This is a genomic window from Parahoeflea alexandrii (genome assembly GCF_027214025.1).
In the GTDB taxonomy this organism is placed as follows: domain Bacteria; phylum Pseudomonadota; class Alphaproteobacteria; order Rhizobiales; family Rhizobiaceae; genus Hoeflea; species Hoeflea alexandrii_A.
Genome location: NZ_JAPWHB010000003.1, coordinates 455,217 through 480,379, shown reverse-complemented (window position 1 = coordinate 480,379; position 25,163 = coordinate 455,217). Strand labels below are relative to the sequence as shown.

26 protein-coding genes and 1 tRNA gene are annotated in these 25,163 nt (G+C 63.6%); 14 read left to right on the top strand and 13 right to left on the bottom strand.

Features of this window, described 5'->3' with window-relative positions:
* Positions 1–44: 44 nt before the first annotated feature.
* The 11 genes from O4H62_RS12780 to O4H62_RS12730 all read right to left on the bottom strand — a co-directional run bounded on the left by O4H62_RS12780 (position 45) and on the right by O4H62_RS12730 (position 11,491).
* The gene (locus O4H62_RS12780; protein WP_269388308.1) at positions 45–1,115 is read right to left on the bottom strand and encodes an aminopeptidase; all 1,071 of its coding nucleotides are present in this window, start codon (positions 1,113–1,115) and stop codon (positions 45–47) included.
* Between the two features lie 179 nt (positions 1,116–1,294).
* Entirely contained in the window at positions 1,295–2,299 is a 1,005-nt protein-coding gene (gene doeB, locus O4H62_RS12775) for a N(2)-acetyl-L-2,4-diaminobutanoate deacetylase DoeB (protein ID WP_269388307.1), read from the bottom strand.
* 3 nt (positions 2,300–2,302) lie between these two features.
* Complete coding sequence (gene doeA / locus O4H62_RS12770; protein WP_269388306.1) at positions 2,303–3,490, bottom strand: ectoine hydrolase DoeA; 1,188 nt, start codon at positions 3,488–3,490, stop codon at positions 2,303–2,305.
* Between the two features lie 30 nt (positions 3,491–3,520).
* The gene (gene eutC, locus O4H62_RS12765; RefSeq protein ID WP_269388305.1) at positions 3,521–4,513 is read right to left on the bottom strand and encodes an ectoine utilization protein EutC; all 993 of its coding nucleotides are present in this window, start codon (positions 4,511–4,513) and stop codon (positions 3,521–3,523) included.
* A 1-nt stretch (position 4,514) separates the two neighbouring features.
* Positions 4,515–5,513, bottom strand: a complete 999-nt coding sequence (gene eutB, locus O4H62_RS12760) for a hydroxyectoine utilization dehydratase EutB (protein WP_269388608.1) — start codon at positions 5,511–5,513, stop codon at positions 4,515–4,517.
* 2 nt (positions 5,514–5,515) lie between these two features.
* Positions 5,516–6,313 (bottom strand): aspartate/glutamate racemase family protein, encoded by a 798-nt coding sequence (locus O4H62_RS12755; protein ID WP_269388304.1) that lies wholly within the window; start codon positions 6,311–6,313, stop codon positions 5,516–5,518.
* Between the two features lie 55 nt (positions 6,314–6,368).
* Positions 6,369–6,806: a universal stress protein gene (locus tag O4H62_RS12750; RefSeq protein WP_269388303.1), complete on the bottom strand. Its 438-nt coding sequence runs from the start codon at positions 6,804–6,806 to the stop codon at positions 6,369–6,371.
* Between the two features lie 12 nt (positions 6,807–6,818).
* Positions 6,819–8,102, bottom strand: a complete 1,284-nt coding sequence (locus O4H62_RS12745) for a TRAP transporter large permease (RefSeq protein WP_269388301.1) — start codon at positions 8,100–8,102, stop codon at positions 6,819–6,821.
* Positions 8,103–8,115: 13 nt separating this feature from the next.
* On the bottom strand, positions 8,116–8,694 hold the full coding sequence (locus tag O4H62_RS12740; RefSeq protein ID WP_269388300.1) for a TRAP transporter small permease: 579 nt from the start codon (positions 8,692–8,694) through the stop codon (positions 8,116–8,118).
* An 87-nt stretch (positions 8,695–8,781) separates the two neighbouring features.
* Entirely contained in the window at positions 8,782–9,801 is a 1,020-nt protein-coding gene (gene dctP, locus O4H62_RS12735; RefSeq protein ID WP_269388299.1) for a TRAP transporter substrate-binding protein DctP, read from the bottom strand.
* A gap of 301 nt (positions 9,802–10,102) precedes the next feature.
* Positions 10,103–11,491, bottom strand: a complete 1,389-nt coding sequence (locus O4H62_RS12730) for a PLP-dependent aminotransferase family protein (RefSeq protein ID WP_269388298.1) — start codon at positions 11,489–11,491, stop codon at positions 10,103–10,105.
* 65 nt (positions 11,492–11,556) lie between these two features.
* Here O4H62_RS12730 and O4H62_RS12725 point away from each other — a divergent pair, with 65 nt between their 5' ends.
* The 4 genes from O4H62_RS12725 (at position 11,557) to O4H62_RS12710 (ending at position 15,811) form a co-directional block, all read left to right on the top strand.
* Entirely contained in the window at positions 11,557–12,057 is a 501-nt protein-coding gene (locus O4H62_RS12725) for an Lrp/AsnC family transcriptional regulator (RefSeq protein WP_269388293.1), read from the top strand.
* A gap of 115 nt (positions 12,058–12,172) precedes the next feature.
* Positions 12,173–13,657 carry an NAD-dependent succinate-semialdehyde dehydrogenase gene (locus tag O4H62_RS12720; RefSeq protein ID WP_269388292.1) on the top strand — a complete coding sequence of 495 codons (1,485 nt, stop codon included), beginning with the start codon at positions 12,173–12,175 and terminating at the stop codon, positions 13,655–13,657.
* Between the two features lie 25 nt (positions 13,658–13,682).
* Positions 13,683–15,053 (top strand): aspartate aminotransferase family protein, encoded by a 1,371-nt coding sequence (locus tag O4H62_RS12715; protein ID WP_269388290.1) that lies wholly within the window; start codon positions 13,683–13,685, stop codon positions 15,051–15,053.
* 149 nt (positions 15,054–15,202) lie between these two features.
* A complete protein-coding gene (locus tag O4H62_RS12710; protein WP_269388288.1) occupies positions 15,203–15,811 on the top strand; it encodes a DUF938 domain-containing protein in 609 nt (202 codons plus the stop codon).
* A 26-nt stretch (positions 15,812–15,837) separates the two neighbouring features.
* Here the strand turns inward: O4H62_RS12710 and O4H62_RS12705 are convergent, their stop codons facing one another.
* Together O4H62_RS12705 and O4H62_RS12700 are read right to left on the bottom strand one after the other, a co-directional pair.
* Positions 15,838–16,440 (bottom strand): rhodanese-like domain-containing protein, encoded by a 603-nt coding sequence (locus tag O4H62_RS12705; RefSeq protein ID WP_269388286.1) that lies wholly within the window; start codon positions 16,438–16,440, stop codon positions 15,838–15,840.
* Positions 16,441–16,702: 262 nt separating this feature from the next.
* A tRNA-Ser gene (locus O4H62_RS12700) sits at positions 16,703–16,792 on the bottom strand.
* A gap of 328 nt (positions 16,793–17,120) precedes the next feature.
* Between O4H62_RS12700 and O4H62_RS12695 the strand changes: the two genes are divergently transcribed.
* The 10 genes from O4H62_RS12695 to rlmH all read left to right on the top strand — a co-directional run bounded on the left by O4H62_RS12695 (position 17,121) and on the right by rlmH (position 24,929).
* Positions 17,121–17,729 carry a 50S ribosomal protein L21 gene (locus O4H62_RS12695; protein WP_269388284.1) on the top strand — a complete coding sequence of 203 codons (609 nt, stop codon included), beginning with the start codon at positions 17,121–17,123 and terminating at the stop codon, positions 17,727–17,729.
* 78 nt (positions 17,730–17,807) lie between these two features.
* Complete coding sequence (rpmA, locus tag O4H62_RS12690) at positions 17,808–18,077, top strand: 50S ribosomal protein L27 (protein ID WP_269388283.1); 270 nt, start codon at positions 17,808–17,810, stop codon at positions 18,075–18,077.
* Between the two features lie 129 nt (positions 18,078–18,206).
* Positions 18,207–18,896 carry a GNAT family N-acetyltransferase gene (locus O4H62_RS12685; protein WP_269388281.1) on the top strand — a complete coding sequence of 230 codons (690 nt, stop codon included), beginning with the start codon at positions 18,207–18,209 and terminating at the stop codon, positions 18,894–18,896.
* A gap of 55 nt (positions 18,897–18,951) precedes the next feature.
* Positions 18,952–19,479, top strand: coding sequence for a DUF3833 family protein (locus O4H62_RS12680; protein WP_269388279.1), 528 nt, complete (start codon positions 18,952–18,954; stop codon positions 19,477–19,479).
* Positions 19,480–19,617: 138 nt separating this feature from the next.
* On the top strand, positions 19,618–20,667 hold the full coding sequence (obgE, locus tag O4H62_RS12675; RefSeq protein ID WP_269388278.1) for a GTPase ObgE: 1,050 nt from the start codon (positions 19,618–19,620) through the stop codon (positions 20,665–20,667).
* A gap of 2 nt (positions 20,668–20,669) precedes the next feature.
* Positions 20,670–21,791 carry a glutamate 5-kinase gene (gene proB, locus O4H62_RS12670; protein ID WP_269388277.1) on the top strand — a complete coding sequence of 374 codons (1,122 nt, stop codon included), beginning with the start codon at positions 20,670–20,672 and terminating at the stop codon, positions 21,789–21,791.
* Between the two features lie 83 nt (positions 21,792–21,874).
* Positions 21,875–23,158, top strand: coding sequence for a glutamate-5-semialdehyde dehydrogenase (locus O4H62_RS12665; RefSeq protein WP_269388276.1), 1,284 nt, complete (start codon positions 21,875–21,877; stop codon positions 23,156–23,158).
* A 35-nt stretch (positions 23,159–23,193) separates the two neighbouring features.
* Entirely contained in the window at positions 23,194–23,799 is a 606-nt protein-coding gene (locus O4H62_RS12660) for a nicotinate-nucleotide adenylyltransferase (protein WP_269388607.1), read from the top strand.
* Between the two features lie 49 nt (positions 23,800–23,848).
* Entirely contained in the window at positions 23,849–24,310 is a 462-nt protein-coding gene (rsfS, locus tag O4H62_RS12655; protein ID WP_269388275.1) for a ribosome silencing factor, read from the top strand.
* Between the two features lie 136 nt (positions 24,311–24,446).
* Positions 24,447–24,929, top strand: a complete 483-nt coding sequence (rlmH, locus tag O4H62_RS12650; protein WP_269388274.1) for a 23S rRNA (pseudouridine(1915)-N(3))-methyltransferase RlmH — start codon at positions 24,447–24,449, stop codon at positions 24,927–24,929.
* Positions 24,930–25,163 lie beyond the last annotated feature (234 nt).

The window sequence follows — 25,163 nt, the reverse complement described above, 5'->3', positions numbered from 1 at the left end:
GCGCCGGCCGTCGCGCCTTGCCAGCGCCTCGTCAACCTCCGGCCTCAACCGGCCTGATCGCAGGTCTTCGCCGCCTCCAGCGCTTCGGACCGGCGATCCCTGGCAAGCGCGCCGATCCGCCGAACCGCGGCGTAGAAGCGTGGATAATCACCCGAACACAGCTCAAACAGGCGGAGAAACGCCGGCACCCGGTCATTGTAGACCGAAGTTGCGGCGATCTTTGCATTGTTGATCGGTGCCTCGACCCAGCCATCGTAGCCGCGGTATCCGCCCCAGCGCGTGTCCCGCATCCGACGGTAGCGCGCCCTGAGCCGTTCGATCGCCGCGGCCTTCGCAGCCCGCATATCTTCGGGAGCAGCGGAACCGCTGTAGATCTCTCTCAGCTCCCCCCGGGTTTGCGCCACCAGGGAAAGGAAGTCGGCGCTGCGCTGCTCACCGGCCTCAAACCGGCGCAGTGTGGCGGGATCGTCGGTCGCCCGCAGCCATTTCCTCACCCCGGTCGTTTCCACGGTGACGGCGAAAGCCTCGTTGAATGCCGTATCGTCATTCACGTAGACACGCTGGTGCGCCAGTTCGTGAAACACAAGTCCCGCCAGATAGGTCTTGTCGTGAAGGAACATCGTGCTCAGCAGCGGATCGCTCGACCAGCCCAGCGTCGAATAGGCGGTGACACCGGAGACATGGACGTCCAGCCCCTCCTTCTTCAGCTCCAGGGCCGTGCCGATCGCCGACTTCCTGGAGAAATACCCGCGATAGGGCACGCAGCCGAACACCGGAAAGCACCAGACCCGCGGCGTCAACGAAAACTCCGGCGCAGCGAAAACCGCCCAGGTCACATAGTCCCGGCCGATATCGGCATAGCTGCGGTAGCTCTGATTGTCGGGCAGCGCCAGGCTCTCCGTCGCAAACTGCCTGATCGCGGCCGCCGACTTCATTTGCGTCCGCAGCGGCTCGGGGGTCGTCCGGGCGGCGATCAGCTTTTCGACATTGCGGCGCGCCGCCATGATCTCGACATGCCCCTTGAGCGACTCCGCGTAATAGCCCGCTCCCGTGCATCCGGTCAGGCCGGCCGCCAGGCACATCACGCTGGCCAGTCGAAAGAGAATCCGCTTCACGCTTTGCCCACAGAGTTGCACAATGGTCCCCGGAGCACCGGCCGCGGCCGCCTTCCAGGAATGATTGACTCCTAAACAGGCGTTCAGGTTTGAGCAAGCACAGCGTGAAAGCTCCGGGAAACTCTCATCCCCCGGAGCGCCACAATTGGGTCGAGGCCGCGATGCGCGTGAAACGGATGTCAGGAAACCGTTTCGCCCACGACCGTTGCCACCACCACCATGCAGTCACCGGACTTGATCAGTCCCGGAAAATGCCGCGACGCAAGAATCCCGGAGCGTTTGGCGCGGTAGTCGATGGCCGGCCTGCCGGTGCGGTCCGACGGCCAGACGCGGGCGACGATCTCGCCTGTCTCCACCCGGTCGCCTAGATCCTTCATCGCCTCGAACAGGCCATCGTCTTCGCAGAAGACGAAACAGTCGCCATCGGGCATGTCGAGCATCACCGAGGGGGCAACCTCCAGCTCGCCCTTCATGATGCCCGCATGCTTGAGCACGTTGCGAACCCCCTTCTTGGCAATGCCGTTGGAATAGGCCGTCGAGGTGCCGCCGCCGCCGAGCTCCGTGGTGACAAAGGTCTTGCCCTGGTCCTCGACACTGGTGTCGTACATGCCGACATTGTCGATCTCGAGCATGATCATCGAGTAAGGCGCGTTGAACGCCTCCACCGCGGCCACGCAGGCTGCCTGCTGCTCCTTGTTTTCCAGCACGTGGGCCGATGCGAAGGGAATGAAATCCAGTGTCTTGCCACCCGAATGGAAGTCAAGCACGATACTCGCCTCCGGTAACAGGACCGTCTGGATGTAGTTCGCAATCTTTTCCGTGACCGTACCGCTCGGCGAGCCAGGAAACGACCGGTTCATGTTGCCCCGGTCAATCGGCGATGTACGGGTTCCCGCCCGAAAGGCCGGGTAGTTCATGGCCGGCACGATTATCACCCGGCCCTCGATGTGTCCGGCCTTGAGCGACACGGCCAGATCCATCAGCGCCACCGGACCTTCGTATTCGTCGCCGTGATTGGCGCCTGTGAGCAGCGCTGTCGGCCCGATGCCGTTCTTGATCACGGTGATCGGGATCATCACCGAGCCCCAGGCGGAATCGTCGCGGCTGTAGGGCAGCCTCAAATAGCCGTGATGTTCACCGTCTTCGTTGAGCGGTATTGTCGCAACAATCGGATTGGCGGTCATGCATCAATCCTTCACGCAGAGCCGGCGCGGGACATTGGCCAGGCATTCCGGCCCGTTCGCTCCGATGACGATGCTTTCGGTTATCTCGAAGCCCCAGTCGTCCATCCACAATCCGGTCATGAAGTGAAAGGTCATGTTCTCTTCCAACACGGTCTTGTCGCCCGGCCGCAGCGACATCGTCCGCTCGCCCCAGTCCGGCGGATAGGACAGACCGATCGGGTAGCCGGTGCGGTTGTCCTTGGTGATCCCGTACTTGTTGAGAACCGTAAAGAAAGCGATGGCAATGTCCTCGCACAGATTGCCGGCCTTGGCCGCCTCGAGCCCGGCTTCCATTCCCTCCAGCACCGCCTTCTCGGCATCGATGAAGGTTTGCGTCGGCTTGCCCAGGAACACCGTGCGCGACAGCGGGCAGTGGTAGCGCTTGTAGACACCGGCGATCTCGAAGAACGTGCCCTCGCCGCTCTTCATCGGCTTGTCGTCCCAGGTCAGGTGCGGCGCAGAGGCGTCCGGCCCCGACGGCAACAGCGGCACGATCGCCGGATAATCGCCGCCGAAGCCGAGACCTTCATCATAACGCAGCCCCGCTTCATAGATGTCGGCAACCAGGTCGCACTTGCGGTAGCCCACTTCGCATTTGTCGAAGATCGTCTCGTGCATCCGCTCGACCAGCCGCGCCGCCTTGCGCATGTAATCGAGTTCCTGGCCGGACTTGACCGCTCGCTGCCAATTCACCAGCGCCGTCACATCGGAAAACCGGGCATTGGGCAGGTGCCTCTGCAGCGAGGCAAAGGCGGCGGCGGAGAACCAGTAATTGTCCATCTCCACGCCGATCCGCTTTGTCCCCCAGCCGCGCTCCTCAAGCTTGGCTGACAGGTAATCCATCGGATGCCGCTCGGTCGATTGAACGTAATGATCCGCGTAGCCGATGATGTCGCCGTCGGACAGATACGCCGTCCGCCGCGCGCCGTTCGCGTCCTGGCCGCGCCCAAACCAGACAGGATCGCCGTCCGGACCGACCACCACGCACTGGTGAACGTAGAAAGACCAGCCGTCATATCCGGTCAGCCAGGCCATGTTGGACGGGTCGGAAACGATGATGACGTCGACACCTGCAGCAGCCATGGCGGCGCGCGTCTTGGCGAGGCGCTGCGAATATTCGTCCCGGCTGAAATTGAGAACTGGCGCGGACATTCGGGGGGATTTTCCTTTCTGGGTAGGGTTTCAGTTTGAGAAATTCGTGCCGGCGCCCGCAGCCAGCGCACGCTGGCTTGCGAAGGTGGCGATGGCCGTATCCTGGATGCCGGTGCCGGTCAGGTCGGCAATGGTGATGGCGCTGTCGGAGAGGCGGCCACGCGCCCTGCCGGCAACGATCATCCCGAGTTCGGCAAATTCGTCTTCGGGTGCCGCCACCCCCGCAGCGATGGCGGAGCGCAGCTCCCCCAGACCGCGGGTCTGGCTCAGCCGGTCGGGCACATAGAGGTCGGCCCTGGCAAGGCAGGCCGGGTCGAGCTCGTTCTTGTGGTCCTGGTCCGACCCCATGGCGGTGACATGCTGGCCCGGCCTGAGCCATTCGGCACGCAGGATGGGCTGCGACGCGGGCGTTGTCGTCACGATCATATCGGCCATGCCGACCGCTTCGGCAGGATCGATTGCCGCGATCACCTCGAAGCCGAGTTCCCGTGTCAATTCCGCCGCCGCATCTGCGGCCTTTGCCGTGTCCCGCGCCCAGATCATGGCGGAAGTGATCGGCCGCACGAGGCTCAGCGCCTTGAGCTGCAGTTTCCCCTGGCATCCGGCACCAAGGATACAGGCGCGGGAGGCATCCGCACGCGCCAGATGACGGGCGGCGACCGCACCGGCAGCCGCCGTGCGGACGTCGGTCAGATAGCCGTTGTCGAGCAGCAGCGCCTCGAGCATCCCTGTCCGGGCCGAAAACAGCACCATCAACCCGGATGTGCTCGGCAGTCCGATTTTCGGGTTGTCGAAGAAACCCGGCGAGATCTTGATGGCGAAACTGTCGATGCCCGGCACGAAGGCGGTCTTGACGTCGACTTCGCCATTGAACGGCGCAATCGCCATCGACAGGATCGGCGGCATCACCACGTCGCCGGTCGCAAGCGCCGCAAAGGCCCGCTCGACACAATCGACGGCATCAAGATCCAGCTTTACCAGGCTGCGCAAATCCGCCTCGGTCAGGATCCTGATGTCGGTCATGTCACGCTGCCTCTTGGGTAACATCGACATCCTCGCCGGAGATGATGCGATGGTGCTGGTTCATGTCGATGTTTCCGCCGCTCAGGATGGCGACGATCGGGCCGGCGCTCTCGACCTTGCGGGCAAGCAGGGCCGCGATTCCGACCGAGCCCGACCCCTCTATGATCTGCCGTTCCTGCCAGTAGGCGTGCCGGATGGCGGCGGCGATCTCGGCTTCGCTGACGAGAACGACATCGTCGACCAGATCCCGCGTCATGGCGAATGTCAGCCGGTTGTTAAGACCGATGCCGCCGCCCAGCGAATCCGCCAGTGTCGCCAGTTCCTCGACCTGGACCGGCTTGCCGGCCTTCAGGCAGGCCTGCATCGCCGCGCCGCGCTCCATCGAGATGCCGACAATCCGGACGTCGGGCCGCCTGCCTTTGATTGCCGCGGCAACGCCCGATATCAGCCCTCCGCCGGACAACGGCACGAGAACCGTGGCCAGATCCGGCACCTGCTCGAGCAATTCGAGACCGAGCGTTCCCTGACCTGCAATGATCTTGCGGTGATCGAAGGGCGGGATCATGGTCATGCCCTCATCGGCAACCAGACGGTCGACCTCGAGCTGCGCCTCGTCCTGCGACTGTCCGACAATGCGGACTTCGGCGCCTTGCGCCTTGATCCCGTCGATCTTTGCCTGCGGAACCAGCCGCGACATGCAGATGATGCACTTCACCCCGGCGGCCTTCGCGGCATAGGCAAGCCCGCGCCCGTGATTGCCCGTCGACACGCCCACCACCCCGCGGCCTCTCTCCGCTTCCGACAGCGACGCGACGGCATTCGATGCGCCGCGCAGCTTGAAGCTGCCGGTGATCTGCATGTGTTCGAGCTTGAGGTGAACCGGAACGCCAGCCAGGTCGCTCAATACAGGCGAGGTGTTGACCGGCGTGGTCCGGATGGTGGCGGCAATGGCATCGCGCGCCTCATCGATTTCAGCGGGATCGACAAAGGGCTCAAGCATGGTCATGCCGCGGCACCGACGCCCCGGTCCGGCAGAGCGTAGTCGAACAGCCTGCCGAATTCTGGTGGCCTGTGATCGGCAAACCCGCCGAGCCGCGCCATCGCCCAGGCGCTCGCCTGGTTGGAGGTGACGACCGGCTTGCCGGTCCGCCTCTCGAGCTCCGCAATCACATTGATCGCCGGCAGCCCGGTGCAGGAGAGAAACAGCGCTTCCGCGTCGGCCGTGTCGACCGCCATCGCCGCGTTGACAATGGTCTCGTCGCTCACCCGCGCCATCTCCCGGTCATCCTCGAGGCCGAGGCATTGAACCGCGGAGACGCCGAGCCCGTGGCTGGCGAAATAGGCAGCCATCGGTTCGGTGGTTGCCACCGTATAGGGGGTGAGGATGGCGATCCGCCGCACCCCGAGTGCCGTAAACGCCATCCGCGCGGCTCCCGTCGGCGTTACCACCGGCACGCTTCCCGCGCCGGTCTGGATGGAGGCCGTCACCGCGTCATCGCCGATGGCGACCGAGGCGGCGGTGCAGCTGTAGCAGATTGCCTTGAGCGGCTTGAGCGGCGCCAGCAACTGTGCCGCCTCTGTCAGCCGCGGCGCCATTTTGCGAAGATTCTCCGGAGTTGTCGGGTTCTCATAGGCCACCCGCGTGACATGGATCGAGACATGCTCGCCGGGCAATTGCCGGTACAGGTCGCGCTCGCTTGTCAGGTCGGTGGCAAGCGCAATCAACCCGAACCGGGCAGTCGCACCAGCATCATTGAACCGGACGATCTCGTCCGAACGCGAAACACGGATTTCATTCATGTGTCGACTGCCTCCTTGTGTCCGGGCAAATCCAGCGCCTTGCCTGTCGAAATTGTCAAACCACCATAACCGGCATCGCCGCCAGGCTGGTGACCTTGTGCGACACGCTGCCGAGCAGAAATCCCTGCATGTCGCCCTGCCCCCGGCTGCCGACAACAATCAGGTCGGCCTTGTGCTCTTCGCCGAATTTCACGATCGTCCGCGCCGGCTGGCCGGCCTTGACGAAGGCGCGCACCTTTTGCGCCCCGCAGTCTGCCGCGATCGCCTTGGCCTCCTCGGCGACCTCCTTTGCATAATTGCGCATCGAATCATCGAGGCTCTCCGGATCGTCCGGCCGCACCATCGACATCGACGCCTCAAGCAGCGAATGATGCCGGAACACGGTCAGAAGCAGCAATTCGCCACCGCAGGTCTGTTGCAGCTTGGATGCAACCCTCAGGGCCTTCTTGGATCCTTCGGACCCGTCGACAGCGACCAGGATTCGTTCAAACATCGATCTACCCCGTTATCGGAACGCGAGGTCGCGCAGGAACAGCGCGATCTGCGGAAAGTAAATGAGCGCGACCGAGACACACAGCAGGATCACCGTGAACGGGAATATCCCGCGGATCACCTCGATATAGGGCCGCTTGAAGATCGCGATCGCGGTAAAGATATCGCAGCCAAATGGCGGCGTGGCCGATCCAATCGCCACCTGGAGCGTGATGATCGTGCCGACCAGCACCGGATCGAGACCCACGGAATCGACCACCGGGGCGAAGATCGGCACCAGGATCAGGATCACCACGATCGGATCGACGAACATGCAGCCGATGAAGAACGCGATCGAGATCACCGCCAGCACGCCCTTGGGGCCCATGTCGGCGACGCCGACGGCCGCCAGGATGGCCTGTGGCACCTGCGCAAACGAGATCACCCAGGAAAACGCCGCCCCGGCGCCGACCAGGATGAAGACGACGGCGGTGATCAGCCCCGTCGATTTTGCGATCCGGTAGATGTCGGGCAGGTTCAATGACCGGAACACCGCGAATTCCAGGATGATCGCGTAAAGCACGCAGGCCGCCGCCGCCTCGGTGGGGCTGAAGATGCCGCCGTAGATGCCGCCGACAATGATCACCGGGAAGCCGAGCGGCCAGATCGCCCGCTTGACCGATTGAATGCGTTCGCCCCAGCTGGCCTTCGGCTCGGTGGGCACGTTGTTGATCGTCGCGTAGATCATGCTGTAGGCGGAAAACAGCACCAGCAGCAGCAGGCCCGGTCCGATCCCGGCAATGAACAGCTCGGAGATCGAGGTGCTGGAAATCACGCCGTAGATGATCATGCCGATCGAGGGTGGAATCAGGAAAGCGATATCCGACGCGTTGATGATCAGCGCCAGCACGAAGGAATCCTTGTAGCCGGCCTTGAGCATGCGCGGACGAAGCGGCGAGCCGACAGCAACGACCGTTGCCTGGGTCGAGCCGGAAACCGCGCCGAACAGCGTGCAGGCGGCGGCCGTGCTGACCGCAAGCCCGCCCTTTATGTGGCCGACGAACTGCATCACCATGTCGATCAGCCGGTTGGCCGACTGGCCGCGCGTCATGATGTCGGCGGCAAGGATGAACATCGGAACCGCGATCAGCGAGGCAGGGCGAATGCCCGCCATGATCTGCTGGACCATGAAATCCATCTTGCCCAGATCGCCGAACATGAAGACGAAGCCGACAAACGTGGCCACGAGCAGCGGGATCATCATCGGGAAGCCGAGCAGCAGCAGAACGATCATGATCAGGAAAATGGTCAGTGCCATGTCTCGTCTCCCCTCAAACCTCGAGTTCGTCTTCGTCATACCCCTCGAGCACCCGCGTCGAGAGGTAGATGTCCTTGGAGACGATGTTCTTGATGGCGGTCAGCGCATATTGCAGACCCGTCATGAAAAAGCCGACCGGCACCCACAGGAAGATCCAGTAGACCGGCAACTGCAGCGAAGGCAGCACCCGGCCCGAGGTCGCGACCTTGGCGATGTAACCGACCGAGAAGTAGCAAAGCCCGAACATCGTCAGTGCGGTGACCGCCGCGATCAGCACCATGAACCCCTTGCGGGCCGGTGGCGGCAGAGCGTCGTAGATTGCAGACATCCGGATGTGCCGGCCTTGCCGGGCCGCATAGCTGATCCCCGCAAAGGTGATCAAAATGATCAAAATCCGGTTGAGCTCTTCGGAAAAGAACAGGCTGTACTGAAACACGAACCGCCCCACCACATTGGCGATCGTATTGAATGCCATCAGCAGCACGCCGGCTGCAAGCAGCACCGATTCGACCCGGCTTATGGTTGAATCGATCACGCCCAACACGCCGGGCAGCGACGATTCATGCGGGTTGTTTTCCTTCAGATCGTCCAAGGCCGCCTCCCGGCTGGTCGGTTGATGGACCCGAAGGCCACAAGAATGTGGCCTTCGAAATTTTTAAATCTGCAATCCGGAAACGGATCAGCCCTTCGTGGCTTCCAGATCGGCCTTCAGTTGATCGAGGATGGCCTTGCCGCTGTCGCCGGTCATCTCGATAAACTTGGCTTCGACTTCGGCGGCCGCTTCCTTGAAGCAGGACCGCTCCTCCTCCGACAGCACCGTGATCGTCATTTCGGGCTTGGCCTCCTTGATCTTCTTCAGCTCGCTTTCGGCCAGGCCCTTCTGGTACTCGACGATGTAGTCATAGGCCGTCGCGGCAGCGTCCTCGATCACCTTCTTGTCCGCATCGCTGAGCCCCTCATAGAAGTCCTTGTTGGCCATGACCGCTGTCGTGAAGTTGTTGTGACCCGTATAGGTGATGTGATCGGTCACCTCGTAGATACCCGTCGAGTACAGGTAGAATGTCGGGTTTTCCTGACCCTGGATGATGTTGGTCTGCAGACCGCCATAGACTTCGCCCCATGGAAGCGGCGTCGGCGTGGCGCCGAATGCCTTGTAGGATTCGACCAGCAGTGGGTTGGTCATGACGCGGAACTTGACCTCGTTGAGATCGGCGCAGCTCTTGACCGGCTCCTTGGTCGTCATCGCCACTTCGCCTTCCGGGAACATAACCAGAAGCTCAAGACCCTGCTTTGCATAGAGATCCTGGAAGTCCTCGTTGATCGCCTTGCTCTCCTTGTAGAAGCGGGCGAGATGCGCCTGGTCCGTCGGCAGAAGATAGGGAACAAAGAACACCTGGGCTTCCGGGATCAGCGCGCCGGTAAAGCCGGGCGACTGGTCGACGAACTGCAAGATGCCGGCCTGCGCCTGCTCCATGATATCGGCGGATTCACCCAGCGTTCCGTAGGGAAACAGCTGGATCGTATGATCGGAGTTGGCTTCGACCGCCTCCTTGAACTTCGTCGCATAGACGCCCTGGACTTCGGTCAGGGATTCCTCGAATGCGTATTTCCAGTCGGCAGCCTGCGCGGAAACGGTTGCGCCGGCCATCATGGCCACAGCAGCCACGCCGCCCAGGAAATTGCGGATTGCAGGTGTCATGTTCAGTTCCTCTCTTATTGATTTTCGGTTCACGTCGATTTCCGGTAAACCCGCCGGTAAATTTCATGCGGGACGGCTGGAAGGCCCAGGCCCCCGATGCCGCAAATACCCGCCCCTCATTGGATGAGTGAGTGGAACGATGTGAATCCGCTTCCCCCACTTCATTATTGTTATGATTTATTGAAACTTAAACAAGGACAATATAGAGTCAACGACATTATTAAATCATGACAATTAAAGCAAATCCAGCCGCAGGCTCCAGTGCGAGCGCACGGCCGGGCATCTGCGGAAATGTGCAGCCTTAAAGCGTCAGCAGGGCCGGCTCGGGATTGCTGCGTGCAAGCCGCGAGATCACCGTCAGCCCCCGCTCGAGCGTCTGGTCCGTCTCCGCCCCGAGGCAGATGCGGATCCCGCGCTTGGTAACGCTGTCGGACATGGAGAAGGCCGATCCCGGCGCCACCGCAACCCCGTTCAGCCGGGCGTGGGCAACGAACCCGTCTTCGGTCCACGATCCCGGCGTGGGGAGCCATACATGCATCCCGTTGGCGCTGGAATTGAACGGGATGTCACCGAGAACCTCGGCGGCCAGCCGGTTGCGCTTGCTCAGTGCATTCATCTGCCAGTGCAGCAGACGTTCGGCGGTTCCGTCCTCGATCCAGCGACTGCCGATTTCCGCCATCAGCGGCGTGGCCATCCAGTTCGTCACCAGGTGCCGGTTTGCGGCCGCCGATTCAAACGCCTCGGGCATGGTCAGGAAGCCAAACCTCAGGCCCGGCATGATGCACTTGGTCAGGCTGGTGAAATAGAAGGTCCGCTCCGGCGCCATTGCCGCGATCGGATCCGGCCGGCCGGGCTGCAACGGCCCCCAGGCGTCGTTCTCTATGATGAGAACATCGTGGCGCCGTGCGATCTCGACCAGTTCACGGCGTCTTTCGAGCGACATCGTCGCTGCCCGCGGATTGAGTCCGGTCGGCAGCAGGTAGATGGCCTTGACCTGGGATCTCTCGCAAACCGAGGCAAAGGCCCGGGGAACGACGCCCTCATCATCAATCTCGAGCCCCTGGATGCGCAACCCGAGATACCGCGAAAGCGCCTTGAGGGTATGGTGCCCCAACTCTTCCGTGACGATAAGATCGCCGGAATTGGCCACCGTCATCAGTGCGATGGTCATCGCCGACGTGTTGCCATTGGTCATGAGCAATCCTTGCGATGACGGGTTCACCCCGCAAAGGGTCAACCATTTGGCGGCCGCGCCATTGTATTTGCGCAGCGCCGTCGACGGCCGGAAGGCCGACATCGTCGAGGTCGGCAGATCGGCGCCGAGCTGGGCCAATGCCCGCTGTATCGCTTCCATGTGCACCGATTCGAAAACCGGCATCAGGATCGAGAAATCAATGAACTCGTCGTTCTGGATGTCCGGAACATAGGGTGGCTTGGTGTCGCTACGGCCGGCGCGGACAAAGGTGCCGCGCCCGACCTCGCCGGCGATGAAGCCGCGGCGTATCAGTTCATCATAGGCCCGGCTGACCGTCTGTACGCTCAGCCCGAGGTCGTAGGCGAGCGTGCGGTGCGTCGGCAGCCGGTCGCCGCTGCGCACTTCGCCCGCATCCACCGCGCGCACCAGCGCGTCTGCGAGGGATTTATAGGCGGGGCGGCGGAGCTCTTGCGGTTTTGGTGGCCAGATTGTCATGATATACTGATGACCTCAATCATCGAAATTGACAACCCCCCGATGCTGCATCAAAAGTCACGGGCATGGCTCCAATCAAACTCGATGACCGTGACATAAAGATCCTCGCCATCCTGTCGCGGGAAGGCCGGATATCCAAATCCGAACTGGCCAAACGGGTCAATCTCAGCCCCACGCCATGCTGGGAACGGCTGAGCCGGCTGGAAAAGGCCGGCATCATCTCCGGCTATCACGCCGATATCGAGCTCAAGCATCTCGGTCCGCAGGTGTCCGTCTTTGTCATGGCTGAACTCGACAACCATCGATCAGTGACATTCCAGGCCTTCGAACAGGCGATTGCCGGATATGACGAGATCATGTCGTGCTGGGCGCTGGGCGGCGGCTTCGATTACCTGCTGCATGTCATCACCCGCGACATCGACAGCTATCAGCGGCTGATCGACGACCTCCTGGCCGGCCGCGCCGGCCTGGCGCGCTATTTCACCTATATCGTCACCAAGCCGGTCAAGCATTCAACGGTCCCGCCCTTCGACATTCTCGCGAAGCTGGAGCCGAAGACGAATTAGGCCGCTCGGCGCAAAAAAATGGATGAAGCCTCTGGCAGGTCCGGATGCATCAGGCAATTCCTCTGGCCATCGTTGGTTACGATCAGATCAGTCCAACCAACCTGGGAGCAGCACAGTGTCCATTGTTCCGTCAAAGTTCAGAACGACGCAGTTCGAGCTTTCCGATCCGGCCCTGTTTCGCGGCTTCTCCTATGTCGGTGGACGCTGGACCGCCGGCGCGTCCGCGCAGATGTTTGCCGTTTCCAACCCCGCCGACGGCAGCCATCTCGGCGATGTCGCGAGCCTGTCGGCAAGCGACAGCGCCCGGGCCGTCGACGCCGCCCAGCAGGCATTCGGACCATGGTCCTCGATGTTGCCGCAGCAACGCGCGGCCACTCTGCGCCGCTGGTACGAGTTGATACTCGCCCACAAGCAGGATCTCGCGCTTCTCATGGCGCTCGAACAGGGCAAGCCGATCTCCGAGGCGCGCGGCGAAATCGACTACGGCGCCTCCTTCGTCGAGTTCTTCGCAGAAGAGACCAAGCGCCCCAACATCGAGAGCGTGACGTCCCACCTGCCCGATGCCGAGGTCGAGGTCTGGCGCGAGCCTGTCGGTGTCGCCGCCCTGATCACGCCTTGGAACTTCCCCTCCGCGATGCTGACCCGCAAGGCAGCCGCCGCCCTTGCCGCAGGCTGCACCGTCGTCGCGCATCCGTCGGCTCAGACGCCTTTCTCGGCACTGGCGCTGGCCGAGCTTTCCGAACGTGCCGGCTTTCCGGCGGGCACGTTCAACGTCGTCACCGGCGATGCGCCGGTGGTTGTCGAACCCTGGATGCAGGACCGGCGCGTCCGCGCGGTGTCCTTCACCGGCTCCACCGAAATCGGCAAACTCCTCTATCGGCAGAGTGCCGAAACGATCAAACGCCTGGTCCTCGAGCTGGGCGGCCACGCCCCTTTCATCCTGTTCGCCGACGCGGATCTCGACCAGGCCGTCGAGGAGGCGATCAAGGCGAAATTCGCCACCTCCGGCCAGGATTGTCTCGGCGCCAACCGCTTCTTCGTCGAGCGCCCAGTCTATGAGGCATTCTGCAGCCGCTTCGCCGAAGCCACGTCAAGGCTGACCGTCGGCGCTGGCATGGACGATCCCGATATCGGTCCGCTGATGAACGAAGCCGCCGTGGCCAAGCAGGAGCAGCATGTCGCCGACGCGCTCGGCAAGGGCGCGCGGCTGCTCACCGGCGGTGCCCGGCATGATGCGGGCCGCCTGTTCTACCAGCCGACCGTGCTGGCCGATGTGCCGGCCGACGCCCTGATCATGCACGAGGAAACCTTCGGCCCGGTCGCAGCCATTGCGCCGTTCGACACCGAGGAGGAGGTTCTGCAAAGGGCCAACGACACCGAATACGGCCTCGTGGCCTACCTGCACACCCAGGACCCCCGCCGCATCTACCGCGCCAGCCGGACGCTGCAATTCGGCATGGTTGCCGTCAACCGGACCAAGGTGACCGGCGCGCCGATCCCCTTCGGCGGCATGAAGCAATCCGGGCTGGGCCGCGAGGGCTCGCGCCTCGGCATGGAAGCATTCACCGACGTCAAATATGTCTGCCGCGACTGGGCATGACACAGATTCAGAGAAGGAAATGACAATGTTGCGCAACGACCAGCTTGACCAATGGGATCACGATCACTTTTTCCATCCCTCCACCCACCTCGCCCAGTTCGCCCGCGGCGAACTGAAGAACCGCATCGTCACCGGCGGCGAAGGCGTCCACGTCACCGACCGTGAAGGCAACCGACTGCTTGACGGCTTTGCCGGCCTCTATTGCGTCAACATCGGCTACGGCCGCCAGGAGGTTGCCGAGGCGATCGCCGCCCAGGCGAAGGAACTGGCCTATTACCATTCCTATGTCGGCCACGGCACCGAAGCCTCGGTGACGCTGGCCAAGATGGTCATCGACCGGGCGCCGAAGAACATGAGCCGGGTCTATTTCGGCCTTTCCGGCTCCGACGCCAACGAAACCAATGTCAAGCTGATCTGGTACTACAACAACATTCTCGGCCGCCCGGAGAAGAAGAAGATCATCTCGCGCTGGCGCGGCTATCACGGCTCCGGCCTGATGACCGGTTCGCTGACCGGGCTTGAGCTGTTTCACAAGAAGTTCGACCTGCCTCTGAGCCAGGTGCTGCACACCGAGGCGCCCTATTATTTCCGCCGCCAGGACCGCTCGATGTCGGAAGCCGATTTCGTCGCCCATTGCGCGAGCGAGCTCGAAGCGCTGATCGAGCGAGAGGGCGCCGACACCATCGCCGCCTTCATTGGCGAGCCGGTTCTGGGAACGGGGGGCATCGTGCCGCCGCCGGCGGGCTACTGGGCCGCGATCCAGGCGGTGCTGAAGAAGCATGACATCCTGCTCGTCGCCGACGAGGTGGTGACCGGCTTCGGACGGCTCGGCACCATGATGGGCTCCACCCATTACGGCATCGAGCCCGACATCATCACCATCGCCAAGGGCCTGACCTCGGCCTATGCGCCGCTGTCGGGGTCGATCATCTCGAAGAACGTCTGGAAAGTGCTGGAACAGGGCACCGACGAATTCGGCGCCATCGGCCATGGCTGGACCTATTCGGCGCATCCGATCGGTGCCGCCGCCGGCGTCGCCAACCTCAAGCTGATCGACGATCTCGGCCTGGTCAAGAACGCCGGTGAAACCGGCGCCTATCTCAACGCCGGAATGCGCGACGCGCTCGGCAGTCACCCCAATGTCGGCGACATCCGCGGCGAAGGCATGCTCTGCGCCGTCGAATTCGTCGAGGACCGCGACAACCGGACCTTCTTCGATGCTTCGAAGAAGGTCGGCCCGTCGGTCGCCGCAGCCCTTCTCGAACGCGGCGTCATTGCCCGGGCCATGCCGCAGGGCGATATCCTCGGCTTCGCCCCGCCGCTGTGCCTGACCCGCCAGGAAGCCGACACGATTGTCTCGGCCACCGCCGAGGCGGTCCGGCAGGTGCTCGGATAAGCACGTCACGTCATTTTCGGCCGGGGGCACGCAAGATCCCCGGCCGATATTCCTACCGCGCCGGCCGCGCAGCGGATTTAACAGCGGGCTGGCATGGCAACGCCTTTCGTGGGAAGAACCGACATCTGTGCTGTCCGTGAGGATCAACGATGTCATCTCGAGACCAGAGGCTTTCCAGCCCCTCCGCCTTGCGCAATCGCGGCCCGATCGCCGATGTCTTGCGCACCGTCCTGCCCGAATCTGGTACCGTGCTAGAGATCGCCAGCGGCTCGGGCGAACACATCACCCATTTTGCCACCCTGTTCCCGGCGCTCAGCTGGCAGCCGTCCGATCCGTCGCCGGAGGCGCGCGCCTCCATCCTTGAGTGGAGGGAGGCGGAAGGTGTCGCCAACGTGCTGCCGCCGCTCGATCTGGACGCTGCGGGCGAGACCTGGCCAATCGACCACGCAGATGCGATCATCTCCATCAACATGGTGCACATCAGCCCCTGGCAGGCCACGCTGGGTTTGCTGAAGGGGGCAGGCAGGCTTCTTCCGGCCGGAGGCGCGCTGTTCCTCTACGGCCCCTACCGCCGCCAGGGGCAGCCATTTGCCCTCAGCAATGAGGCATTCGACGCGAGCCTGCGCGCCCGCAATCCCGCCTGGGGCATAAGGCTGCTGGAGGACGTCGAAGACGCGGCTGAGCAAGCCGGCCTGGTCCTGACCGCGACCGTCGAGATGCCCGCCAACAACCTGTCCGTCATCTTCAGGCGAGAATAGCCCTCACCGCTGTGAGGATCGCTGTCCTACTTGCCCTCGCCGGTGACGGTCAGGCCCAGAACCCTCCAGCTCTGCATGCCGCCGCGGTAGTAGAAGATCCGGTCCGCCGGATAGCCCGCGGCAATCATCGCCCGGATCGCGGTCGGGGACTGGCCGCACCACAGCCCGTTGCAGAACAGCGCCACCTTTTTCGCGTTTTCGCAGTCCCAGCCGTCGAAATCCGGCTCGCAGCCGAGTTGGCTCAGCCGGTCACCCGTCTCCGTGTAGGGCAGGTTGATCGCACCGGGGATCGACCCGCCACGGAACCAGTCGACCGTGCGGCTGTCGACGACAATCGCGTCGGGGTCCTTGAGCATGCCGATCAGTTCAACTTCTCCGATCGTCGTCACCCCTTCCGCCGGCGAGATCGGCTGGATGCAGAACGGCGGACAGGCCCGCGACGTCCTGGCATACTCACCGGTGATCTCGTGCTCCTGGTCCTGGATCCGGCGGATTTCCACCGGGCCGTCGGCGGTCTCCACGGTCACGCTCGGCATTTCCGACGTGATCCCGACCTTCAGATCCTCGGCCTTCCCGATTCCTGTGAACGCCAGCAGCGCAATAGCAACGATGGTGAAATATCTGATCATGTAATCCTCCCTTGAAAGGCCAACACATAGCAGATTCTTTATGTAATAGTGAAGTCCACCGGAAGACCGCAAGGATTGTCGGCCGATAGCCCGGCGAGACCTGGCGGCCGGTAACGCTAGGTCCGGTCAGTTCACAGACGGATATGTCACGAGAAACAAAAGGCCGCGAGCAGCGGGACACTTCGAACCAGCAGGGTGCGCAAGGCCAAGGGCCGTCCGAGCTTGTGCGAGGCCCGAAGGGCGACAGCGGGAAGTCAGAAAATGGCGGAGAGGGTGGGATTCGAACCCACGGTGGAGTTGCCCCCACGCCGCATTTCGAGTGCGGTACTTTCGACCACTCAGCCACCTCTCCGCGTCTTTGGTCGGCGCAGTATCAGTGCGCGGGCGCTTCCATAACCTCGCAGCGCGACTTGCACAAGGGGTAAGTTTGCCTCTCACGCCCCAAACCGGGACCGGACCGGCAATTTGGCTTGACTCATGCCCCCGTCTCACGTATCTCGCGACCCGAATGCGGCGTGGGGCTTCCTGCGCCGTTGGCCTTTGTCTGAGCCGTCCGCAACAGCGGAACTCGGACAGGCTTCACCCGGCAGCGTCCCCAATGGACCCGGCCGATCCGTTCCGACTGGCAAAAAGACGGCCCGCCGCAAGGCGAGAGCCGGACGAACACGAAAGGACAAAAGATGTTCGCAGTCATTAAAACCGGTGGCAAGCAGTACCGCGTCGCCGCCAATGACGTTCTGACGATTGAAAAGCTCGAGGGCGCCGCCGGCGATTCCGTCGAGTTCACCGAAATTCTCATGGTCGGCGAAGGCGCCGGCGCAACCGTTGGCGCTCCCTTCGTTGAAGGCGCCATGGTCGTTGCCGAAGTCGTCGAGCAGGGCCGCGCCCGCAAGGTCATCGCCTTCAAGAAGCGCCGCCGCCAGAACTCCAAGCGCATCCGCGGTCACCGCCAGCACCAGACTGTCGTCAAGATCACCGACATCCTGACCGGTGGCGCCAAGCCGTCGAAGAAGGCTGCCGCCAAGAAGGAAGCCGCTCCGGCGAAGACCGAGGCTGCGGCAACCGCTGCGCCGCTGTTCACCGCACCGGCAGGCGAGCCTGACAACCTGACCAAGATCAAGGGCATCGGCCCGGTCGCAGCAGGCCAGCTCAACGAGCAGGGCATCACCACCTTCGCCCAGGTTGCCGCTCTCAGCGACGCCGACATCACCCGCATCGACGAAGCCATGCCGTTCAGCGCCGAACAGATTTCGGACTGGCGCGAGCAGGCCAAGGCTCTCGCGAAGTAATCAACCGCCCGTTCGGGCCCTGGCGGCCAAAAGCCGCAAACAGACAATCGCCCTTGAGGGCGGAACAGGAGCAGACCCATGGCACACAAAAAAGCTGGCGGTTCCACGCGTAACGGTCGCGATTCGAACTCCAAGCGCCTCGGCGTGAAGAAGTTCGGCGGCGAAGCTGTGATTGCAGGCAACATCATCATTCGTCAGCGCGGAACCAAGTGGCATCCGGGCACCGGCGTCGGCATTGGCAAGGATCACACCATTTTTGCCGTGCAGCCGGGTAATGTCGACTTCCGTAAAACCGCCAACGGCCGAACCTACGTGTCCGTGATGCCGAAAGCGGAAGCAGCGGAATAAGCCGGATCGCATTTTGCAAGCCGGCGTCTCATCGACCCGGCCCTTGCAGGCACCTCCGGAACACCGGACGAAAAAGGGGAGATGGGACGCCATCTCCCCTTTCTTTTTGTCCAAAACCGGAGAACGACCATGAGAGAAGATCCCAGTTTGAGCCCGAGCGACAGCGCACGGGCACCCAGAGACAGCCTCAGCGACTGTATAAGCGCAAGCGACGCAGAGAGTTTCGAACGGACGGCGTCGAGCTACGACTGCCCCGTTCTCCTGACCGAACACCTGGTCCTTCGCGCGCCCCACGCCGAGGACATCGACGCCATTGCCATTCTCGCCGACAATCCGGCCATCGCCACCATGGTATCGCGCATCCCGCATCCTTATGCCCGCGCGGACGCCGAAACCTTTGTGCGAGCCTCCGCCAAACGCGGGAATGGCAATTGCGTCTATGCCATCACCGAATCCGAAACCGGCAAGCTGCTCGGCTGCTGTTCGCTGGAAACCGTCGGCGACGGCAAGGCGCTCGAACTGGGCTACTGGGTCGGAGAGCCGTTCTGGGGCCGCGGCATCGCCACCCAGGCCGTGCATGCCCTGGTCGACATGGCCTTCCGCACCCGCGACATCGAGCACATCGACGCCCGCTGCCGGGTGATCAACCCGGCTTCCCGCCGGGTGCTGCAGAAGAGCGGCTTCCAGTTCCAGGGAACCGGCATGATCAATGTTCTGGCCATCAACGCCAGCGCAGCGGTCGAATGGTTCCGGCTCGACCGCAAGACCTGGGTCTCGCTGATCAGCTGGTCGAACGAAAACCGGCCGAACGCCCGGTAATCCGGCCCGCCCACAACGGCGTAGAAGGATCATGACCCCCGAAAGGATGCGATCCATGACCCTTCTGCGCCCCCTGGCCCTGCTGCTCTTCGCCGCCCTCGCCGCCTCGCCCGCGCACTCAGCCGAGCTGCGGCTGGAGGATTTCTTCAAGGGCAAGACCTATGCCTACGGTTCCTTCGGCGCCATCACCGGGCTTCACCGCAGCTTCCGCGTTGATCTCACCGGCCATGTGCGCGGCAAGGTGCTGACGCTGCGCGAGGATTTCCGCTACGACGACGGCGAGCGCGACACCAAGACATGGATCTTCACCCGCACCGGGCCGAACACCTATTCGGGCACCCGCGAAGACGTGCTGGGCGAAACCACCGTCCGGCTGTCGGGCAACACCGCCCGATTCACCTACCGGGTCGATCTCAATCCCGGCGGCAAGCCCAACATTGTCCGCTTTCACGACAAGCTCGAACTCGGGGACGACGGCACGCTTCGCAACACCGCGCTGGTGACCAAGTTCGGGTTGCCGATTGCCCGGGTCCGGGTCAATTTCGCATCCACGCTCGAGACCGCCAGGGCCATCAAACCCTGACGAATCGGGGCCTGAGCCTTTACCACCCGCCGCAATAGGCTTTGACCTTGCGCCTTAGGGCGTTTATCGATGCCCGCAAAGCCGGAGGCATACGCCGCTCCGGCTGCCTCGCGTTCAAAGTCCGATCGGTACAGCCAGATGAAATTCCTCGACGAAACCAAGGTCTATATCCGCTCCGGCGACGGTGGCGCCGGCAGCGTCTCGTTCCGGCGCGAGAAATACATCGAGTTCGGCGGACCCGATGGCGGCGATGGCGGCCGCGGCGGCGATGTCTGGGTGGAAGCCGTCGACGGGCTCAACACGCTGATCGACTACCGCTTCCAGCAGCACTTCAAGGCCAAGACCGGCGGCCACGGCATGGGCCGCAACCGCACCGGCGCCGGTGGCGACAGCGTCACCCTGAAAGTGCCCGCGGGAACGCAGATTTTCGAGGAAGACAACGAGACCCTGATCTGCGACCTGACCGAGGTCGGCCAGCGCTACCGCCTCGCCGTCGGCGGTAATGGCGGCTTCGGCAACGCCCATTTCAAGTCCGCCACCAACCAGGCACCGCGCCACGCCAATCCGGGTCTCGAAGGCCAGGAGAAGACCATCTGGCTGAGACTCAAGCTGATCGCCGACGCCGGCCTGATCGGTCTGCCCAATGCCGGCAAGTCGACCTTCCTCGCCTCCGTCACCCGGGCGCGGCCGAAGATCGCCAATTACCCCTTCACCACGCTGCACCCCAATCTCGGCGTCGCCACCATCGACGGCCGCGAATTCGTGCTCGCCGACATTCCCGGCCTGATCGAGGGCGCCCACGAGGGCGTCGGCATCGGTGACCGGTTCCTGGGTCATGTCGAGCGCACCCGGGTGCTGCTGCATCTCGTTTCCGCGCTCGAGGAAGACGTCGCCAAGGCCTACAAGACCGTCCGCCACGAACTCGAGGCCTATGGCCATGGCATCGCCGACAAGCACGAGGTCGTGGCGCTGAGCCAGGTCGACGTCGTCGACGCCAAGGAGCGGGCCAAGAAGGTCCGGGCGCTGAAGAAGGCCGCCGGCCGGGCGCCCTACGAAATCTCCGCCATTACCGGTGAAGGCATGACCGGCGCCCTGCGCGCCTTGCGCGATGTCATCGTCGGCGCCAAGGCGGAAGACGACGCGGCGGAAGCCGGCAAGACCGGCGGCAAGGGCGATACGAAAGACTGAACATGGCAGGCAATCGCAAACCCGTTGCCGCGCACAAGCGCATTGTCATCAAGATCGGCTCGGCACTGCTGGTCGACCGCGCCAGCGGCCTGAAGGCCGCCTGGCTCGAATCGCTCTGCGCCGATATCGCCGAGCTGAAGCAAGCCGGAGCCGAGGTTCTGGTGGTCTCTTCCGGCGCCATCGCCATGGGTCGCACCGTGCTTGGCCTGCCCGGCGGGCCGCTCAAGCTCGAAGAAAGCCAGGCAGCAGCAGCCGTCGGCCAGATCGCGCTCGCCCGCGCCTGGTCCTCCAGCCTCTCCACCCACGGCATTGTTGCCGGACAGATCCTGCTCACGCTGGGCGACACCGAGGAGCGGCGGCGCTATCTCAATGCCCGGGCGACCATGGCCGAGCTGATGCGCCATGGCGCGGTGCCGATCATCAACGAGAACGACACGGTGGCCACCAGCGAAATCCGCTATGGCGACAATGACCGGCTCGCCGCCCGCGTTGCCACCATGGCCGGCGCAGACCTCTTGGTGCTGATGTCCGACATCGACGGGCTCTACACCGCCCCGCCGCATCTCGATCCCGACGCCCGCTTTCTCGAGATCATCGACGCGATCACCCCCGAGATCGAGGCCATGGCGGGTGACGCAGGCTCCGAGCTCTCGCGCGGCGGCATGAAGACCAAGATCGACGCCGGCAAGATCGCCACCGGCGCCGGCTGCGCCATGATCATTGCCTCGGGCAAGACCGATCACCCGCTCTCGGCCATCGACAGGGGCGCCCGGTCGAGCTGGTTCCGGCCGTCCGGAACGCCGCAGTCGGCGCGCAAGATCTGGATCGCCGGCCAGCTTGAGCCTGCGGGTAGACTCACCATCGACGCAGGCGCGGAGAAAGCCCTCCGCTCCGGCAAGAGCCTGCTGCCGGCGGGCGTGAAAGAGGTTGCCGGCGACTTCCACCGTGGCGATCCGGTCGCGGTCTGCGATGCGTTCGGGCGCGAGATCGCCCGTGGTCTGAGTGCCTATGACGCCGACGAGGCGCGCCGCATCGCCGGCCGCAAATCAGCCGAGATCGAGGCCATCCTCGGCTATTCCGGCCGCGCCGCCATGATCCACCGCGACGACATGGTGATCGGCTGATCGGGCCCGGATTCTGTCCCGTCTTTACGCCGCCACCCCGATTGCGTAAGAAACCTGCCTGATTGCACGCCGGGAGGAGCGCCATGCTCGACAAGACCGCAAGCCAAGCTGACATCGCTGCACTGATGGCCGACATCGGCCGCCGTGCCAGGGCTGCCGCGCGACCGCTTTCGATTGCCCGGACGGAGCAGAAGAATGCCGCGCTCGAGGCCATGGCCGAGGCCATCTCGGCGCACCGCAAGGAAATTCTCGACGCCAATGCGCTCGATGTCGAAGCGGCGCTTGCAAGCGACATGGCGGCCTCCTTTGTCGACCGGCTGAAACTCGATGACAGCCGCATCGATGCAATCATCGACGGCATCCGCGCCATCGCCGCCCTGCCCGACCCCGTCGGCGACGTGATTGCCGCTTGGGACCGGCCCAACGGGCTGAAGATCGAGCGCGTCCGCACCCCGCTCGGCGTTATCGGCGTGATCTATGAAAGCCGCCCCAACGTCACCGCCGACGCCGGCGCCCTGTGCCTGAAGGCCGGCAATGCCGTCATCCTGCGCGGCGGATCGGACTCGTTCCATTCCTCCCGCGCCATTCACGCCTGCCTCGTCGAGGGGCTCGAGAAAGCCGGGCTTCCGGCTGACGCCATCCAGATGATCCCGGTCAGCGACCGCGCCGCCGTCGGCGAGCTTCTGACCGGACTGAACGGCACGGTCGATGTCATCGTGCCGCGTGGCGGCAAGAGTCTCGTCGCCCGGGTCCAGGCCGACGCCCGGGTGCCGGTCTTCGCCCATCTCGAGGGCCTGTGCCACATCTATGTCGACAAGTCCGCCGACCCGGCCATGGCCCGCGCCATCGTGGTCAACGCCAAGATGCGCCGCACCGGCATCTGCGGCGCCGCCGAAACCCTGCTGCTCGACAGCGCCATGGATCGCGCGCTCGCCGCCGACATCCTCGCCGATCTCGCCGCCGCAGGCTGCGAGGTTCACGGCGACAATGCAGTGATGAACCTGATGCCCGCCGCCACACCGGCAACCGAGGACGACTGGCGCACCGAATATCTCGATGCGATCATCGCCGCGCGGTTTGTTGACGGCATCGAAGGCGCCATCGACCATATTGCCAAGTGGTCGTCCAGCCACACCGAGGCCGTCATTGCCGAGGATCCGGCAGTCGTCGAGCGCTTCTTCACCGAAGTGGATTCGGCCATCCTCTTGCACAATGCCTCGACCCAGTTCGCCGATGGCGGCGAGTTCGGCATGGGCGCGGAAATCGGCATTGCCACCGGCAAGATGCATGCGCGCGGGCCCGTCGGCGTCGAGCAACTGACCTCGTTCAAGTACCGCGTGCGCGGCACGGGCCAGATCCGGCCTTGAACGGACGCTCCGCCAGCTCCCCATCCTACCTGAAGATGCCGCATGTCGAACCGGGTATGAGCGTCGGCCTGTTCGGCGGCTCCTTCAATCCGCCGCACCAGGGCCACGAGCTGGTGGCCGAAATCGCGCTGCGCCGTCTCGGGCTCGATCAGCTGTGGTGGATGGTGACGCCGGGAAACCCGCTGAAAAACCACGCCGATCTGGCAAGCCTCGACGAACGCGTGGCGCTGAGCCGGCGGATGGCGCCGGGTCCGCGGGTCAAGGTTACTGCCTTCGAGGCCGCCCACAACCTGCATTACACCGCCCAGACGCTGGCCTTCGTCAAGGCCCGCAATCCCGGCATCAACTTCGTCTGGATCATGGGGGCAGACAATCTCAGGCACTTCCACAAGTGGCAAAACTGGCGCGGCATCGCCTGCACCTTCCCGATCGCGGTGATCGACCGGCCGGGTTCGACGCTGGCCTACCTGTCCTCGAAAATGGCCAAGACCTTCAGCCGGGCCCGGATCGACGAAGACCATGCGGCGATCCTGCCCTATCTCAAGGCGCCCGCCTGGACCTTCATCCATGGCCCCCGCTCGTCGCTCTCTTCCAGCGCCATCCGCAGCGAGCGCTCCACGAATAAAACCGCTGCATCTTGAAAAACCCTGCCGTCCATGACTATCTTCATGGTGCGTTGCGGTCGCGTCGATGATCGCAACGGTTGTTGGACTGTTCAGGAAAAGGAAAGGAACCACCCTGAGAACAGAACACGCGAAGGGAAGCGCCGAAGGCGATTTCTCGAAAGCCACGGGAAGCGGCGAACGCGCCGCTCTGCGTCAGCTTGAACTGGTCCGCGACAGCTTGGCGGACTCCAAGGCAGAAGACATCGTAGCCATCGACATTGCAGGAAAATCGGCGCTGGGCGACCATATGGTCGTGGCCTCGGGCCGGTCGAGCCGCCATGTCGCATCCATCTGCGATCGCCTGATCAGCGAACTCAAGGACGCCGGCTTCGGCAATCCGCGGGTCGAGGGTCTGGCGGCCGGCGACTGGGTGCTCATCGACGCTGGCGATGTCATCATTCATGTTTTCCGCCCCGAAATCAGGGAATTCTACAACATCGAGAAGATGTGGCAGACCCCCGAGATCGAAGACGGAAAGCTGCACTGACCGGCGCCGGCTGACAGGCCTTCCGGTCGTCAGCCTGGCTGGTTTTCAGGATCAGGTTTGAAGCCGCCCGGCCATGCGTGGCAGCGCGGCGAGAAGGTTCGTTGCGCTGATCCCGGCACGACAAACGCAGGGCACCATGCGCATCACTCTCTTTGCCGTCGGACGGCTCAAGTCAGGTCCCGAAAGCGAGCTTTCGAGCCGCTATCTGGATCGCTTCGCCAAATCCGGCGGCGCAATCGGGCTCGATTTCGCCCGGACCATCGAGGTGGCTGAAAGCCGCGCCCCGACCGCCGAGCAGCGCAAGCGCGAGGAAGCAGCAACGCTTGCCCGCGCCATGCCCGACGGCGCCGCCCTGATCCTTCTCGATGAACGCGGCAAGACACCTGATTCGCCCGGGTTCGCCGACATGCTCGCGCGGTTGCGCGACGACGGCCGCCGTGACCTGGTCATCGCCATCGGCGGTGCGGACGGCCTCGATCCCGAGCTGCACGCCAAGGCCGACGCGGTGATCTGCTTCGGTCGGATGACATGGCCGCATCAGCTGGTGCGCATCATGGCCGCCGAACAGCTCTACCGAGCCGTCACGATTCTCTCCGGGCATCCCTATCACCGCGCCTGACCGGCCCCGATGACGGTCTGCGCCGGTCGCTTCGCCGTTCCGCCCGGGGCCAGCGCGGCTCGCGAAGATTTGATGCGCCGGGACAATATGGTTCATGGAGCGTTAACGCGAAATTCGCTAGGGTGAAACCATGTGGAGCCCCCGATCCGTGCAGACAGAGTCTGGCGCAGCAATGACTGCCGCCATTCCTCGCGCGCGCGTGATTAGGGCGCTGCCTCTATCTTTGGGGCCCGG

Excerpts from the sequence above, each read along its gene's own strand:
- obgE (WP_269388278.1), top strand. The coding sequence starts at position 19,618 with ATGAAATTCCTCGACGAAACCAAGGTCTATATCCGCTCCGGCGACGGT.
- doeA (WP_269388306.1), bottom strand. The coding sequence starts at position 3,490 with ATGTCCGCGCCAGTTCTCAATTTCAGCCGGGACGAATATTCGCAGCGC.
- O4H62_RS12685 (WP_269388281.1), top strand. The coding sequence starts at position 18,207 with ATGAGAGAAGATCCCAGTTTGAGCCCGAGCGACAGCGCACGGGCACCC.
- O4H62_RS12710 (WP_269388288.1), top strand. The coding sequence starts at position 15,203 with ATGTCATCTCGAGACCAGAGGCTTTCCAGCCCCTCCGCCTTGCGCAAT.
- doeB (WP_269388307.1), bottom strand. The coding sequence starts at position 2,299 with ATGACCGCCAATCCGATTGTTGCGACAATACCGCTCAACGAAGACGGT.
- eutC (WP_269388305.1), bottom strand. The coding sequence starts at position 4,513 with ATGACCGACATCAGGATCCTGACCGAGGCGGATTTGCGCAGCCTGGTA.
- rsfS (WP_269388275.1), top strand. The coding sequence starts at position 23,849 with ATGATCGCAACGGTTGTTGGACTGTTCAGGAAAAGGAAAGGAACCACC.
- O4H62_RS12755 (WP_269388304.1), bottom strand. The coding sequence starts at position 6,313 with ATGAATGAAATCCGTGTTTCGCGTTCGGACGAGATCGTCCGGTTCAAT.
- O4H62_RS12665 (WP_269388276.1), top strand. The coding sequence starts at position 21,875 with ATGCTCGACAAGACCGCAAGCCAAGCTGACATCGCTGCACTGATGGCC.
- rpmA (WP_269388283.1), top strand. The coding sequence starts at position 17,808 with ATGGCACACAAAAAAGCTGGCGGTTCCACGCGTAACGGTCGCGATTCG.
- O4H62_RS12660 (WP_269388607.1), top strand. The coding sequence starts at position 23,194 with ATGCCGCATGTCGAACCGGGTATGAGCGTCGGCCTGTTCGGCGGCTCC.
- O4H62_RS12705 (WP_269388286.1), bottom strand. The coding sequence starts at position 16,440 with ATGATCAGATATTTCACCATCGTTGCTATTGCGCTGCTGGCGTTCACA.
- eutB (WP_269388608.1), bottom strand. The coding sequence starts at position 5,513 with ATGCTTGAGCCCTTTGTCGATCCCGCTGAAATCGATGAGGCGCGCGAT.
- O4H62_RS12680 (WP_269388279.1), top strand. The coding sequence starts at position 18,952 with ATGACCCTTCTGCGCCCCCTGGCCCTGCTGCTCTTCGCCGCCCTCGCC.
- O4H62_RS12695 (WP_269388284.1), top strand. The coding sequence starts at position 17,121 with ATGTTCGCAGTCATTAAAACCGGTGGCAAGCAGTACCGCGTCGCCGCC.
- O4H62_RS12730 (WP_269388298.1), bottom strand. The coding sequence starts at position 11,491 with ATGACAATCTGGCCACCAAAACCGCAAGAGCTCCGCCGCCCCGCCTAT.
- dctP (WP_269388299.1), bottom strand. The coding sequence starts at position 9,801 with ATGACACCTGCAATCCGCAATTTCCTGGGCGGCGTGGCTGCTGTGGCC.
- O4H62_RS12750 (WP_269388303.1), bottom strand. The coding sequence starts at position 6,806 with ATGTTTGAACGAATCCTGGTCGCTGTCGACGGGTCCGAAGGATCCAAG.
- O4H62_RS12745 (WP_269388301.1), bottom strand. The coding sequence starts at position 8,102 with ATGGCACTGACCATTTTCCTGATCATGATCGTTCTGCTGCTGCTCGGC.
- proB (WP_269388277.1), top strand. The coding sequence starts at position 20,670 with ATGGCAGGCAATCGCAAACCCGTTGCCGCGCACAAGCGCATTGTCATC.
- rlmH (WP_269388274.1), top strand. The coding sequence starts at position 24,447 with ATGCGCATCACTCTCTTTGCCGTCGGACGGCTCAAGTCAGGTCCCGAA.
- O4H62_RS12715 (WP_269388290.1), top strand. The coding sequence starts at position 13,683 with ATGTTGCGCAACGACCAGCTTGACCAATGGGATCACGATCACTTTTTC.
- O4H62_RS12725 (WP_269388293.1), top strand. The coding sequence starts at position 11,557 with ATGGCTCCAATCAAACTCGATGACCGTGACATAAAGATCCTCGCCATC.